The following is a 12,667-nucleotide window of genomic DNA, read 5'->3' as shown; positions in this document are numbered from 1 at the left end:
TTCCATATATTACATCACAAAACCCAGCACCAGATAAATCACCACCGCGATAGCCGCGAAGGTCAGCGCGTAAGGCAGCTGGGTTTTCACATGGGACACCACGTCGCAGTCGCAGGAGGAGCAGGTCATTACCGTGGTATCAGAAATCGGGGAAGTGTGGTCTCCGAACACCGCGCCGCCTGCGATGGCTCCCGTAATCAGCGGAATGGACACATTCAGGGACAGGGCCATGGGCAGCAGCACCGGCATCATAATCGCGATGCTTCCCGCGCTGGTTCCGGTGGAGAAGGATAAGAGGCAGGTCACGATAAACGCAAGCGCCGTAAATACCGTCGGGGAAATGAGCTGTACCAGCACGCCGGACAGGAACTCTGCGGTTCCAAGTTCTCCTAAAAGGTTACTGAGGGCATAGGCAAATACCATGATAGCTACGATACCGGTCATGCTTCCGCATCCCTGAAAAAAGATGTCCAGCGTCTCGCCGAACTTCATGACTTTTTGGATAGCCAGATCCAGCATCAGGTACAGGCTTCCGAAGAAGATGCCCAGGATCAGTCCTGTCTCACTGTCGCCAGCCGTGAAGAAATACACCAGCGCAAAACCAATCATAATTGCCAGCGGAACTACCAGATAGCGAGCCTTGCCGGTACCCGGATGCTCCACTTCGCCTGCAAGAACGCTCTCGTCCGCGTCATTTTCGTTCTTATAGGCTTCTTCCACCTTCTTCATGGGGCCGTACTCGATATGTAACAGGGTAAATACCGCCACGCCCACGACAGCCATGATGCAGTAGAAATTGAAGCCAATACTGCGCACCATTACAGAAGTGGGATCCGCGATACCCTGTGCCTCGATGAAGCTGGCGATATACGGACCGTAAGCCGCAATCGGAATCAGAATGGACATGGGCGTCGCCGTGGAATGCACGATCCACGCCGTCTTCTCCGGAGAGATTTTGAAGGCTTTGGTAAATGGTCTTGCGATGGCTCCCGTAATCATAACGCTCATGGTGCCGTCCAGGAACATCAGCACGCCAATGAGCCAGGTGAACAGCTCTGCGCCCACCCGTGACTTGACTACGCTGCGCCTGGCAATCATAAAGTGGGTAAAGCCCTTTAAGCCGCCCGCCTTCTCTATCAGATAGAAGAGTCCGCCCAGCATCAGCAGAATGAAGATAATGGAGGTGCTGGAGTGGCTGGAAAATACGTCCACCATCATATCTTTCGTGCCCACCAGTACGCTGACCAGGTTAGGATTCAGAATAAAATTGCCCAGAATCAGCGCGATAAAGAGCGCGATAAATACATTTTTCGTCACCAGCGCCAGAACGATGGCTGCCAGAGACGGTAAGATACTGTAAATGCCGTAATTCATTAGAAGATTCCTGCCTTTCATCATTGGTTGTCACTTTGTAGCTGCAAAATTGCTGAACATCTACTCTACTTTTTGCTATCATACCTTTATTAACCTACTTTGTCAATAGGTATTCTATATTATTCCCAGTATCTTCAGGACCCAGTATCCCAGTCCCAGTACCCAACTGGTAAAAATGCCATACAGAATCACCGGCCCGGCGATGGTAAAAATCTTGCAGCCGATGCCGAAAACCTGGCCTTCCTTCTGGTACTCGATGGCCGGGGCCGCCACGCTGTTGGCGAAGCCGGTAATCGGAACCAGCGCGCCTGCGCCGCCCCATTTGGCGATAGAGGGAAAAAGATTGAAGCCGGTCAGGACGGCGCTTATCAGCACCAGAATCAAAGAGCACCAGCTTCCGGCGGCCTCCTCGTCGAGACCTGCGCTCAACGCATAATTGATAATCCACTGCCCCATACAGCAGATAATCCCGCCCGTCATAAAGGCCTTCGCCATCTGACTGCCAAGCTCATGGGTGGGCGTCACGTCCTTTACATACTGGTTATATTGCTGCTTTCCCTGCTCGTCCGGCTGCTGCCGACGGAATTCTTTCATTGTATTTTCCTCCTAAAATCGGAAATAATAGTACAGAAACGACCCAACCGTCCGTCCCGCCGCCATGGACGCGATCATCAGCCCAAGCCCTCTGCGCAGATCCATCCGCCTGGTAAAAATCGGCACGATATTCACGATCTCCGTCAGCGCCATGGCCCAGGTCCCCACAAAGACGCCGGAAAACAGGCCAAAGACTCCTGCCCCCACCTGCCCCAGCGGCAGTACTATCTGATACACACTAATCGCATTTCCCAGAATGGCCCCTGCGGAGACCGCGTCCTCGTACCAGAAGATATGACGGGCCGTGCGGGTCTGATCCGCGAACTCCGACACGATTCCCAATGCGATAATCAGCGCAAAGACCCCTCCCGCCACGCCAATCCCGGCACTTAGGCCCACCGCCGCCATCAGCACCTGCTTCCAGCTGCTCACGCCAGCTCCTCCTGCACCGTCCGATACACCAGCGTTCCGTCCGTCATCGGCTCCTCCTTATCCTGTGCCAGCAGATACCAGGCCACACCCGCCGTCACCAGCACCAGCAGCATCATCCACAGCCACACCCGATACTTCGTATGATTCATGGAAGCCACCTCCTTTTCAAACTCCGTTTCTGAAAATTAGTGTGCTCCCAAATAAAAAAAGTATGCGTTTTTCAACGCACACTTTTTCTGAAATTAGATACTCGTATTTCGGAACCGCGCCAGGAACTCCTTCGTCTTATCGCTCTTCGGCGCCCCGAAGATCTGCTCCGGCGTGCCCTCTTCCTCGATAACGCCCTCGGACATGTAAATCACATGGGTGGACACATCCCGCGCGAAAGCCATCTCATGGGTCACCACCAGCATGGTCAGCCCCTGCTTCGCCAGATCCTCCATGACGCTTAAGACCTCGCCCACCATCTGGGGATCCAACGCGGAAGTCGGCTCGTCAAAGAGCAGCACTTCCGGCTCCATAGCCAGGGCCCGGGCGATGGCCACACGCTGCTTCTGACCGCCCGACAGCTGCCGGGGCTTGGCATTCAGAAAAGGCTCCATACCTACCTGTCGGAGATACCGGATCGCACTCTCCCGGGCCTCCTCCGGCTTCTTCTTCGCCACCTTCACCTGGCCGACGATACAGTTCTCCAGCACCGTCATATTATTAAACAGATTGAAATTCTGGAACACCATACCCACCTTGGCACGATAAGCCGGCACATTGACCTTCGGATCCGTGATATCCTGTCCGTGAAACAGAATCGCACCTCCGCCCGGTTCTTCCAGAAGATTGATGCAGCGGAGCATGGTAGACTTACCGGAACCGGAAGCGCCGATAATGGACACCACATCCCCTTTACATACCTCAAAATCAATATCATTCAAAACCGCATGATTTCCAAAGCTCTTCTGCAGATGGGAAACCTGCAGAATCAGTTCTTTCTCACTCATTATCCGCGTCTCCCTTCCCCGTCATTTTCCCGGATGGTACGAAGCTGGTTGCCGATATCCATGGTATCCACCAGCTCATAATTGGCGTCGCCGTCCATCTTCTTCTCCACCAGAAGTAAGAGCCTCGAGGTCACCAGCGTCATGGTCAGATAAATGGCCATTACGATGGTCGCTGACTCAAAATAGGTATACAGCGCACCCGCCACGCTCTTATGTACAAAGAACAGATCCACGATACTGATGACAGACAGCACCGACGTATCCTTGATGTTGATGATCAGGTTGTTGCCGATCTGCGGCATAATATTCCGGATGGCCTGGGGCAGGATGACATTTTTCATGGCCTGCACATGGGTCATGCCGATGGCCTTGGCGCCCTCCATCTGACCGGGATCCACGGAAATAATTCCGCCCCGGACCGATTCCGCCATATAGGCTCCTGTGTTAATGGATACCACCAGGAACGCGGCGGACCACATTCCCAGCTGAATCTGAAACATCTGTGACAGACCGTAATAGATAAAGACTGCCTGTACAATCATAGGCGTACCGCGGAACAGCTCCACGTAGGCCTTCAGAATCATTTTCACTACCCGCAGAAGTCCCCGCTTCGCGGCGCTGTCACGCTTCTTATCCACCGGAATGGTCTGTACTACGCCCACCACAAAGCCAATCAGACAGCCAATGGCTGTGGATACCAGCGCGATTGCCAGCGTCGTTCCGGCTCCCTTCAGATACGAAACGCCGTAGCGCTGGAGCAGATATAGGATTCTCTCCAGGAAATTCATATTTGATATGGACATCTTATGTTCACAGCTCCCTTTTATTTTCCTAAAAATGTAACTGTTTCATACGCTCACAGTTACGCCAAACTTTTCTCTGTAAATTTCGCGAAAGGGCGTATCTACGCTCTTTCAATTTTTCCATATTTTTACTCAGACAGCGGTTGTACAGAAATTGCCTCATCCATCATGCTGTTGAAGTCATCTACCGTCATGGTAGCCAGTACGCTGTTAATGCCGTCCAGAAGCTCGGTATTGCCCTTCTGTACAGAGATTCCGATGTTGATTTCCTCGTCAGAAACCGCGAAATCATCGTCTGTATCTGTGAAGTCCAGAAGCTTCAAATCCGGGTAAGCTACGCAGGCTGCCTTTGCGGTCGGCATATCGGTTACAACCAGGTCTGTACGTCCGCTCTCCAGAGCCACCAACATAGCCGGCGCAGACTCCTGTGCAGGCTGAATATTGGCGTCCTTGATCTGGGGCAGGCATACGTCATACCAGATGGTTCCCAGCTGGGAAGTACAGGTCGCGCCCTCAAAATCGGAGATACCCTTGGCGTCAGCCAGCGGTCCGTCCTGCTTTACCAGGCTGACTACGGATGCATAGTAATATGGGTTGGAAAAATCTACCATTTCCAGACGTTCCGATGTGATGGACTGGCCTGCGATGACGCAATCTACGGTTCCGGACTGTACCGCCGGTACCAGAGAATCCCAGTCAAGCTTTACAATCTGCAGCTCATAGCCCAGCTCATCCGCAATCTTCTTCGCCATCATAACATCATAACCATAAGCGTAATCGGAGCTGTCGTTGATGGGAACGGCTCCGTTGGAATCGTCCGGCTGTGTCCAGTTGTACGGCGCATATCCGCACTCCATGGCTACTTTCAGGACTTTCTTATCTCCTGTGGTATCTGCGGAAGCCGTGTCCTCTGCAGCTTCTGTCTTGGTGTCTGCTGCCGCAGGCTCCTCTGCCTTGGAACCGCAGGCGGTCAGGGATACAGCCAGTACAGCGGCTGTGGTCAATGCAAATAATCTGTTTTTCATAATATTCTCCTCCTTCAAATGGAAACGAGATAAAATACGCTTCGCGAATTTTACTCGTTATCGCGGCATCTACGTTCCACTTCGGTCAGTGCTGAACAAGCGCCACTGGCGCTTAGCACCGTCAAGGTCTCGTGCAAGCACGGACCTTGACTCGTTGCTCGCGTAAAAAAGGAGCTTCAGGAAGGTACACTTTTGCCTTCCTGAAACTCCATTGTTTCTGGGGACATTATAGCCTTTCAAACTCCACATTTCAAGGTTTTTTTACAGATTTTCGCGATTTTTCGCTTTTTTCCCTATCCGACCCGCTTTTTCAGGGTCAAAAGAATCTTTTTCTCCAGCCGCGACACCTGCACCTGGGTCATCCCAAGCTCCCCGGCCACCTGGGCCTGAGTCTTATCATAGAAGAACCGGAGCAGGATCAGCCGACGTTCCTTCGGCTCCAGTGTATCCAGAAGCTCCCGCACCAGCATACCGGTCAGCAGCGCCTCCTGCTCGTCCCTCTTCTCCTCCACACGCTCCATGAGGCTTACGCCCTCCCCGTCCCCCTGGTAAATGATTTTGTGCAGGGATTCCACCTCGCTGCAGCTATCACAGGCCAACACCAGCTCCTCCGGCTCCACCCCCAGCTGCCGCGCCAGCTCCGGAATTCCCGGCTCCTCGCCCTGCTCCATGAAAAGCTTCTCCCTAAGCTTTGCGGCCTTCACAGCCAGCTCCTTTAGGGAACGGCTCACCTTCAGCATACTGTCGTCCCGGAGAAACCGCCTGATTTCCCCGGCTATCATGGGTACCGCATAGGTAGAGAACCGCACCTCATAGCTCAAATCAAAACGCTCAATGGCCTTCATCAGTCCTATAGCTCCGATCTGGGTCAGATCCTCGGCCTCCGCTCCCCTTCCCAGGAAACGGCGGACCACATGGTGGACCAGTCCCATATTTTCCTGAATCAGTGTGTCTCTCGCCTCTTTATCTCCGTCCTGTGACCTGCGAATCAGTTCGGCGGTGCGCTCCATCGCTAGTCCCTGCCGATTCGCTTTTTCAAGGTCACACAGGTGCCTTTCCCCGGCTCCGATTCTACCTGCACCTCGTCCATAAAGGCCTCCATAAAGAGGAAGCCCATCCCGGATCGCTCCAGCTCCGGCCTGGAGGTATATAAGGGCTCCATGGCCTGACCGATATCCGCGATACCCACACCCGCATCCCGCACCCGCAGAGTCAATAAATCTCCTTCCAATTCCCCTTCAATGGTAATCGTATGTACCTCTCCCTGATAGCCGTGGATGATGGCGTTGGTCACGGCCTCGGAGACCGCCGTCTTCACATCGGCCACTTCCTCCACGCTGGGGTTCAACTGGGTCAGAAAGGCCGCCACGGTCACCCGGGCAAAGGCCTCATTGGCGGAGATACTGTCAAACTCTACCTTCATTCGATTTGTCATGCCTTTACACCTCCCTGCATCCGTTCCACCGGAATCAGCTTCATGACCCCGGACAGCATCAGAATCCGCGCTACCCGCTCCCGCACCCGGACGGCCCGCACGGTTCCGCCCAGGGCCTGCATCGTCTTGTAGCGGCCCATCAGCATCCCAATGCCGGAGCTGTCGCAGAATTCCGTCTCCGAGAAATCAAAGACGATTTCCCGCACATCCTTTGCCTGCACCAGCTCGTCGGCCCTCCGGCAGATGGCATCGGCGCTGTGATGGTCCAGCTCCATGGGGAGCCGGATATACAGGGTCTGCTTTTCCAGTTTCATTCTTTCTTTTCCCATATTTTTACTCCTTTCTGTGGAAATAAGGCCTCCCCTGCCCGGCCTGCGTAATAAGAAAGAATCCTGCGAAGCAGGATTCTCCGCCTGCGGCGGGTCGCATAAGCGACATGATTCCATTCCGCCGCAGTGCGATCCCCCGGAGGGGCTTTTTGCTCTATAGGAATCATGGCTTTCACACTTTAATGTGACACGGTATTTCCTATAGAGCAAGAAAGAATGTGCCATTGGCACATTCTCGCGCCGAGGCGCGGTTGCTTCAGCAACCATCTACCACTGCGCCGAGTGCGCATCTTTGCAAGCTCTGCTTGCTTTTATGGAATAGGGAATTCTATCGGAATTTCCTATTCCACAAAAAAGGACACAGGAACTGACATTTCTGTCAATTCCCATGTCCCTCACTTCAGGGTTTATCTGGGGTATTTCTGCCCGTTATCTATGTTCTGCGTATCGCTACTGCTGCACTGCCGCGTCCTGGGCCGCCTGATCCTGTGTTCCCTGATCCTGCTGCGTCGTCGTATCCGCCGCAGGAGTCTGGGGCTGGGTCTGCACCTGTCCGCCCAGCCGCGCGATGGCGCTGGTGCAGTACTTCGCCCGGGAGGTTCCCGGGAAATTGTCCAGGAACTTCTGGAACATCACGACCGCCTGGTCGTTCTGCTGCAGGGCCTCGTAGGACCGTGCCAGATAGTACACGGCATAGCCGTTGTCGTATTTTTCATCCATGCTTACGACCTGGGCCAGATTGGTTACAGCCTCCTCGTAGTTTTTCGCGTCGTAGGCCGCGGAACCAGCGTCATACAGGTTCTTCACATCATCCGCATGGAGACTTCCATACATCTGATTGTAGATCGCCCTGGCGTTGTCCGACAGATCGTCTGCATTCACATTGTCCAGTATGGATGTGGCGGTGTCTGTATCGCCCGCCTGGAAACTGGTATAGGCGTCGATCAGCTGCTCATAGCTGCCGCCAGGGGTCTCAGCTGTATCCTCCGCGCCGTCCTCTCCCGTGCCGTTCAGCGCGTCCAGCTGGCTCTGCAGGCTGCTAATCTCGGTCTGCTTCGCCGTGATCTGATCGCTGTATTCCCGGATCTGGGCCGCCGTCTCGCTCCGCACGGAACGCACCTTGGCCGGAACCGCCAGGAACCACATCAGCGCCACACCGACCACCAGGCCGATGAAGATATTCAGCACCACATTGACGCCGGTGTTTTCCTTGTAAGTCGCCGGCATGATGATGGTCTCATTGCCGCTGGTATAGGAGATAATATCCGGATCCTTGCTCTTATTTCCCTTATTGTCCTTCTGCCCTTCAGGCTTTTGTCCGCGGCTCACGGCCTTGCCCGCCAGAGTCTCCAACTCCGCCTGATAATGCAGGGAGATATTGTCGGTCTTGTCGATGGCCAGAGCCCGCTTCAGCTCTCTGCCTGCCCGCTCATACTCCTCAGTTCGGATGTACAGGAGCGCCAGCAGCTGGTGCGCCTTCACCAGATTCGGGTTCAGGGACAGTACCTTTTTCAGCTGGATGATGGCCAGATCCTCACTGCCCTGCTGACAGTACAGCAGAGACTGGTTGTATTTCTTAATGGTCTGGTTGATGGTCTCCAGTCTGGCCGGATTCGCCTGAATCGCATTGATATACTCGTCGGCGATATTCTTCTCCGGCTCCAGGTTCTTGCTGATGATCCACTCGGTCAGGGCGGATACCACCTCGCCCACCTCATAGTAGACCAGACCCAACAGATTTCTCGCAGGTATATTGTGCTTATTCAGTTCCAGGCTGTAGCGCAGATCCTCCATGGCTCCGGACAGATTCCGCGCCTTCGCCTTCTCCAATCCCAAATTATACCAGGTATTGGACAGCCTTATGATTTTATCGTATACATGAATCTCCGTTCCGCAGGAGCTGCAGTATTCCGGATCCGTAAGTGTCGCTCCACATTTAATACAGCGCATAAATTCCTCCTATGATATCTGCGGTTCCGGTTACTGGCGGCGGCCGCCCTTCATCTCTTTCAGCATCTCGTCAAGCAGGTCCGACATGTCCTTGGGCTTGTTCTTGTATACATTGTCCTCCACCTGCTCCACTTCCAGGCTCGGGTGAAATTTCTTCAGTTCTTCTTCAAAATCAATCATTTGCCGTCCTCCTTGTCCCGTAATATTTTCTTTATGCTCCCTACCAGATACAGGGATCCTACGCAAAACAGGATGCCGTCTCCCTTTTCTCTCAGTGCCTCTTCAAACGCTTCCTTCACATCGGGAATCGCCTTTATCTCTTTCTGTCCGAACTGCTCAAACAGCCCCTTCGGCTCCTTCACATCCACGCTGCGGTAGCCGCCCACCTCTGTCACGATGACGCGTTCCAGACGCAGTTCCCTGCAAATGGTCTCGATCATATGGCGGTAATCCTTGTCTCCCACAGCCGCAAACAGGAGTGTCACAGGGTAGTCCTTCTCCAGACGCTTCGCGGTCTTTACAAACTCCTCCACGCCCGCTTCATTGTGGCCGCCGTCGATGATGACGCCCGGCAGCACGGTCTCCATTCTGCCCTGCCAGCGCATCCCGGAGATACCTTTCCGGATCATCTCGTCGGTAAATTCGCCCTTTTCCCGATCCATCACGCGGATGGCGGTCACGGCCTCTGTGGCGTTCTTCATCTGATATTCCGCCACGCTGGATATGGACAGACTGATACTTTCATAATACCCACAATCTATGGAAAAATCAATGCTTTTCTCGGTCTCTCCCAAAATCTTATACATGTCGGGACGGATACCGTAGGCCGGGGCGTGCATCTCATGCGCCTTAGCCAGAATGACCTCCTCAGATTCCTTACAGGACGCGTCGTAGATCACCGGAACACCTTCTTTGATAATGCCTGCCTTCTCGCCCGCGATGGCCGCTACGGTATGGCCCAGATACTCGGTATGGTCGAGGCTGATGGATGTCAGCACGGTCACCACCGGATGAGCTACGGAGTTGGTCGCATCCAGGCGTCCGCCCAGGCCTGTCTCCAGCACCAGGTATTCCACGCCTGCCTCCTTGAAAATCACCATTCCAATCAGGAACAGCAGCTCAAAATACGTGGGATGGGGATAACCCTCCTCCTTCATGACGCCTACGCAGTCCATCACCTTATGAAAGGCCTTAAGGAAGGCCTCGTCGGATACCTGCTCCTCGTCGATGACGAAGCGCTCATTGATATCCACCAGATGAGGAGATGTGAACAGACCAGTCCGCTTTCCCGCCGCGTGGAGCATGGAGGCCAGGAAAGAACACACGGAGCCCTTTCCGTTGGTTCCCGCCACGTGCAGAATCTTCATACGACTTTCCGGACTCCCGAGCCTTTTTAAAAAGGCCCGTGTGTGATCCAGTGAATTTTTCTTCGTAAATTTCGGTGTTTCCTCAATATAATCTACAGCTTCCTGATAGGTCATCATTTTGCAGTTCCCGTCCCTTCTGCTTCGCTGTCTGCCGGCGCAGTGCCGGTCTCATTGGTTGCCTCTGTCGTATCGGTGGTCTCGCCGGTTTCTTCCGTGTCGGTACTTTCACCGGTCCCGTCCGTCTCCCCGGTTTCTTCTTCCGCCACCGGAGGCACATACATCATAGTATTGCCTTCACTTAAGACTCGTTTTGCCTTGCCCGGCGCCAGCTGCTTCACGGACACCAGTGCGTCCTCGGTCAGCTTCGCCTTCTTTACCTGCAATACATGATTGCTGATAAATTTTGTATTCTGCCACTCGTCATTGATGTAGATCTTACTTGCCGTCGTAAAGTTGCTGCCAAATACATACACCTTATTTTCATCGGGCAGGGAAATCACCCTCGTGATCTCCGGCTGATGGATTCCCATCTTCATATCGATGGTTTCAAAGGGCGTGGTGCCGTCGTCGCCGTAGGCATATTTCTTACCATAGAGCAGATCGTACTGCAGAAGCTCCATGTCCTGTAAGTACCATTTGGACTTGCGGCGGTTCTGGTGGTACTGCATCATGGTTCCGGTATGGATATTCACCTTGTCCAGCACCTCAGCGGCGATCTGGTAAGAGCAAAGAGTCTGATCCACCTTCTCCAGCCCCATATTATCTACAATCACATAGCTGGTATCAAAGAGGTAGCGGTTGCTCACGTCCTCTACGGTCAGTCCCAGGGTCGGCAGATGATCGCCGTACATCACAAGCACATATTTCTCGCCGAAATTGTCCAGGGCGTCAATCAGATCTGCCACGAACTGATCCATCTCATGGAGCTGATTTACATAATATTCCCACTGATTATTCTTCTCTTCGGTGGCGGCGCCGGTAACCTTAATAGCCGGATCCTCCAGCACTTTCTCCGTGGGATATTCTCCGTGTCCCTGCACGGAAATGGTGTAGATAAAGTCCTGACGGGCCGTGGATTTCAGGTTGTCCAGGATCTGGTCCACCAGAATCTCATCCTTCAGCCAGCCGTTGGCTGTGGTGTTGGTGACGTCCATATACTCCTTGGACGTATAGGTGTCGAAGCCCAGGTTCTTGAAGACATCCGCACGGCTGTAGAAAGTCGCCTTGTTATTGTGAATAGCGTGGGTCGCGTAGCCGATGCTCCGCAGGTCGTAAGCCACGCTCTCACAGGTAGTCTTCTTCAAAATAGTCTTATACGGATACTCGCCCGGTCCGAAATACCGCAGGTTCATGCCGGTGATGGATTCGAACTCTGTATTGGCCGTTCCGGCTCCCACAGACGGTACCTTGTACGCGCCTGAAGAATACTCCTCCATCAGACGGTGGAAATTCGGAATGGGATCCTCGGAAAATTCCAGCCATTCTACGGTAGTCGGATCGAAAAAGGTTTCCAGCTGCAGCATCAGGATATTAGGCTTCTCTGTATCATTGTCCTCACTGAGAGCCACCTGCTTGTCATCCTCCACGATCTTGTCGATGGTCTCCTGGGAATAGTCATAAGGCTCGCTCATACCAGTAGCCAGCAGGCTGCAGAAGAAGCAGTAGGGCAGGCCATAGTCCTGGTAAGCGAAGGCAATATTTCCAAAATAAGTGGACAACACGCGCTGTTCCAGGCAGAGCTTCGTGGTTCCCGCAAACAGAATCGGCACAATCACCACGCCTGCAATGCTTAAGGGCCACTTAATCTTTTTCTGGTACTTCGGCGCATATCTCCACAAAAGCACCAACGCGGCGATAGCCAGCAGCACGCCGCCCACCTGGGTAATCAGCTTTATCGGCGACATATACAGACCTACCACGTCCAGCGCGTCGGTAATCAGATGCAGATCCTGTCCGGTAAACGGCGTGACGCGGCTGCTCAGGATCGTTCCGTTCATATAGCCCAGGTAGATCCAGAAGGCCGTAATCAGAAGACGCACAAAAATACGTCTCCGGAACAGATACACCAGCATAAAGGTCATGAAAATCATAAAGGTATTATAGGCAAATACCTTCGGACTTCCAATCAGGAAGTTCCAGGCCTCCACCACCGAATGGCGGGACATGGCTTCCATAATGAAATAGATTCCTGCAGACATGACCGCATGAAGCACCAGGGAAAACCGGTTCGCGATTGCCACCGGCTTCTCCATACGACTGCTGCACCCCTCACTCCACTTTCTCAGAAAAGCGCCACAGCGCCCGATGAATCGCTTCACCGCTACGCCGCAGGCCTTTCCTTTTTGTAAAAACTTTTTCATAAA

Annotated in this window: 14 protein-coding genes; all 14 read right to left on the bottom strand. The window is 53.5% G+C overall.

Annotated elements, in window-relative coordinates:
* Positions 1-9 precede the first annotated feature (9 nt).
* Entirely contained in the window at positions 10-1,374 is a 1,365-nt protein-coding gene (locus OCV63_RS08885) for a Na+/H+ antiporter NhaC family protein (RefSeq protein WP_262670753.1), read from the bottom strand.
* A 114-nt stretch (positions 1,375-1,488) separates the two neighbouring features.
* Positions 1,489-1,968: a SpoVA/SpoVAEb family sporulation membrane protein gene (locus OCV63_RS08880; protein ID WP_158363483.1), complete on the bottom strand. Its 480-nt coding sequence runs from the start codon at positions 1,966-1,968 to the stop codon at positions 1,489-1,491.
* A 12-nt stretch (positions 1,969-1,980) separates the two neighbouring features.
* The gene (locus OCV63_RS08875) at positions 1,981-2,400 is read right to left on the bottom strand and encodes a stage V sporulation protein AB (RefSeq protein WP_262670752.1); all 420 of its coding nucleotides are present in this window, start codon (positions 2,398-2,400) and stop codon (positions 1,981-1,983) included.
* On the bottom strand, positions 2,397-2,549 hold the full coding sequence (locus OCV63_RS08870) for a hypothetical protein (protein ID WP_262670751.1): 153 nt from the start codon (positions 2,547-2,549) through the stop codon (positions 2,397-2,399). The genes OCV63_RS08875 and OCV63_RS08870 overlap by 4 nt, the downstream gene beginning before the upstream one ends.
* A gap of 93 nt (positions 2,550-2,642) precedes the next feature.
* Positions 2,643-3,395, bottom strand: a complete 753-nt coding sequence (locus tag OCV63_RS08865) for an amino acid ABC transporter ATP-binding protein (protein ID WP_158363482.1) — start codon at positions 3,393-3,395, stop codon at positions 2,643-2,645.
* Positions 3,395-4,198, bottom strand: a complete 804-nt coding sequence (locus OCV63_RS08860) for an amino acid ABC transporter permease (RefSeq protein WP_158363481.1) — start codon at positions 4,196-4,198, stop codon at positions 3,395-3,397. The genes OCV63_RS08865 and OCV63_RS08860 overlap by 1 nt, the downstream gene beginning before the upstream one ends.
* A 128-nt stretch (positions 4,199-4,326) precedes the next feature.
* Positions 4,327-5,223, bottom strand: coding sequence for a transporter substrate-binding domain-containing protein (locus OCV63_RS08855; protein ID WP_158363480.1), 897 nt, complete (start codon positions 5,221-5,223; stop codon positions 4,327-4,329).
* A gap of 293 nt (positions 5,224-5,516) precedes the next feature.
* On the bottom strand, positions 5,517-6,233 hold the full coding sequence (locus tag OCV63_RS08850; RefSeq protein ID WP_158363479.1) for a SigB/SigF/SigG family RNA polymerase sigma factor: 717 nt from the start codon (positions 6,231-6,233) through the stop codon (positions 5,517-5,519).
* A 2-nt stretch (positions 6,234-6,235) separates the two neighbouring features.
* Positions 6,236-6,658: an anti-sigma F factor gene (gene spoIIAB, locus OCV63_RS08845; protein ID WP_158363478.1), complete on the bottom strand. Its 423-nt coding sequence runs from the start codon at positions 6,656-6,658 to the stop codon at positions 6,236-6,238.
* Complete coding sequence (locus OCV63_RS08840) at positions 6,655-6,987, bottom strand: anti-sigma factor antagonist (RefSeq protein ID WP_262670750.1); 333 nt, start codon at positions 6,985-6,987, stop codon at positions 6,655-6,657. The genes spoIIAB and OCV63_RS08840 overlap by 4 nt, the downstream gene beginning before the upstream one ends.
* A 450-nt stretch (positions 6,988-7,437) precedes the next feature.
* Complete coding sequence (locus OCV63_RS08835; RefSeq protein ID WP_158363476.1) at positions 7,438-8,937, bottom strand: tetratricopeptide repeat protein; 1,500 nt, start codon at positions 8,935-8,937, stop codon at positions 7,438-7,440.
* 30 nt (positions 8,938-8,967) lie between these two features.
* A complete protein-coding gene (locus OCV63_RS08830; protein WP_262670749.1) occupies positions 8,968-9,117 on the bottom strand; it encodes a hypothetical protein in 150 nt (49 codons plus the stop codon).
* Positions 9,114-10,418 carry a bifunctional folylpolyglutamate synthase/dihydrofolate synthase gene (locus OCV63_RS08825; RefSeq protein WP_262670760.1) on the bottom strand — a complete coding sequence of 435 codons (1,305 nt, stop codon included), beginning with the start codon at positions 10,416-10,418 and terminating at the stop codon, positions 9,114-9,116. The genes OCV63_RS08830 and OCV63_RS08825 overlap by 4 nt, the downstream gene beginning before the upstream one ends.
* On the bottom strand, positions 10,418-12,664 hold the full coding sequence (locus tag OCV63_RS08820) for an LTA synthase family protein (protein WP_262670748.1): 2,247 nt from the start codon (positions 12,662-12,664) through the stop codon (positions 10,418-10,420). The genes OCV63_RS08825 and OCV63_RS08820 overlap by 1 nt, the downstream gene beginning before the upstream one ends.
* Between the last annotated feature and the right edge of the window lie 3 nt (positions 12,665-12,667).

It is taken from the genome of Laedolimicola ammoniilytica (assembly GCF_025567165.1).
GTDB classification, from domain to species: domain Bacteria; phylum Bacillota; class Clostridia; order Lachnospirales; family Lachnospiraceae; genus Laedolimicola; species Laedolimicola ammoniilytica.
The sequence above is the reverse complement of the archived record's forward strand: the minus strand, read 5'-3'. Positions and strand labels throughout refer to the sequence as shown.

Coding starts and splice junctions, on each gene's coding strand:
- OCV63_RS08830 (WP_262670749.1), bottom strand. CDS start 9,117: ATGATTGATTTTGAAGAAGAACTGAAGAAATTTCACCCGAGCCTGGAA.
- OCV63_RS08825 (WP_262670760.1), bottom strand. CDS start 10,418: ATGACCTATCAGGAAGCTGTAGATTATATTGAGGAAACACCGAAATTT.
- OCV63_RS08835 (WP_158363476.1), bottom strand. CDS start 8,937: ATGCGCTGTATTAAATGTGGAGCGACACTTACGGATCCGGAATACTGC.
- OCV63_RS08840 (WP_262670750.1), bottom strand. CDS start 6,987: ATGGGAAAAGAAAGAATGAAACTGGAAAAGCAGACCCTGTATATCCGG.
- OCV63_RS08820 (WP_262670748.1), bottom strand. CDS start 12,664: ATGAAAAAGTTTTTACAAAAAGGAAAGGCCTGCGGCGTAGCGGTGAAG.
- OCV63_RS08850 (WP_158363479.1), bottom strand. CDS start 6,233: ATGGAGCGCACCGCCGAACTGATTCGCAGGTCACAGGACGGAGATAAA.
- OCV63_RS08860 (WP_158363481.1), bottom strand. CDS start 4,198: ATGTCCATATCAAATATGAATTTCCTGGAGAGAATCCTATATCTGCTC.
- OCV63_RS08855 (WP_158363480.1), bottom strand. CDS start 5,223: ATGAAAAACAGATTATTTGCATTGACCACAGCCGCTGTACTGGCTGTA.
- OCV63_RS08870 (WP_262670751.1), bottom strand. CDS start 2,549: ATGAATCATACGAAGTATCGGGTGTGGCTGTGGATGATGCTGCTGGTG.
- OCV63_RS08865 (WP_158363482.1), bottom strand. CDS start 3,395: ATGAGTGAGAAAGAACTGATTCTGCAGGTTTCCCATCTGCAGAAGAGC.
- OCV63_RS08885 (WP_262670753.1), bottom strand. CDS start 1,374: ATGAATTACGGCATTTACAGTATCTTACCGTCTCTGGCAGCCATCGTT.
- OCV63_RS08880 (WP_158363483.1), bottom strand. CDS start 1,968: ATGAAAGAATTCCGTCGGCAGCAGCCGGACGAGCAGGGAAAGCAGCAA.
- spoIIAB (WP_158363478.1), bottom strand. CDS start 6,658: ATGACAAATCGAATGAAGGTAGAGTTTGACAGTATCTCCGCCAATGAG.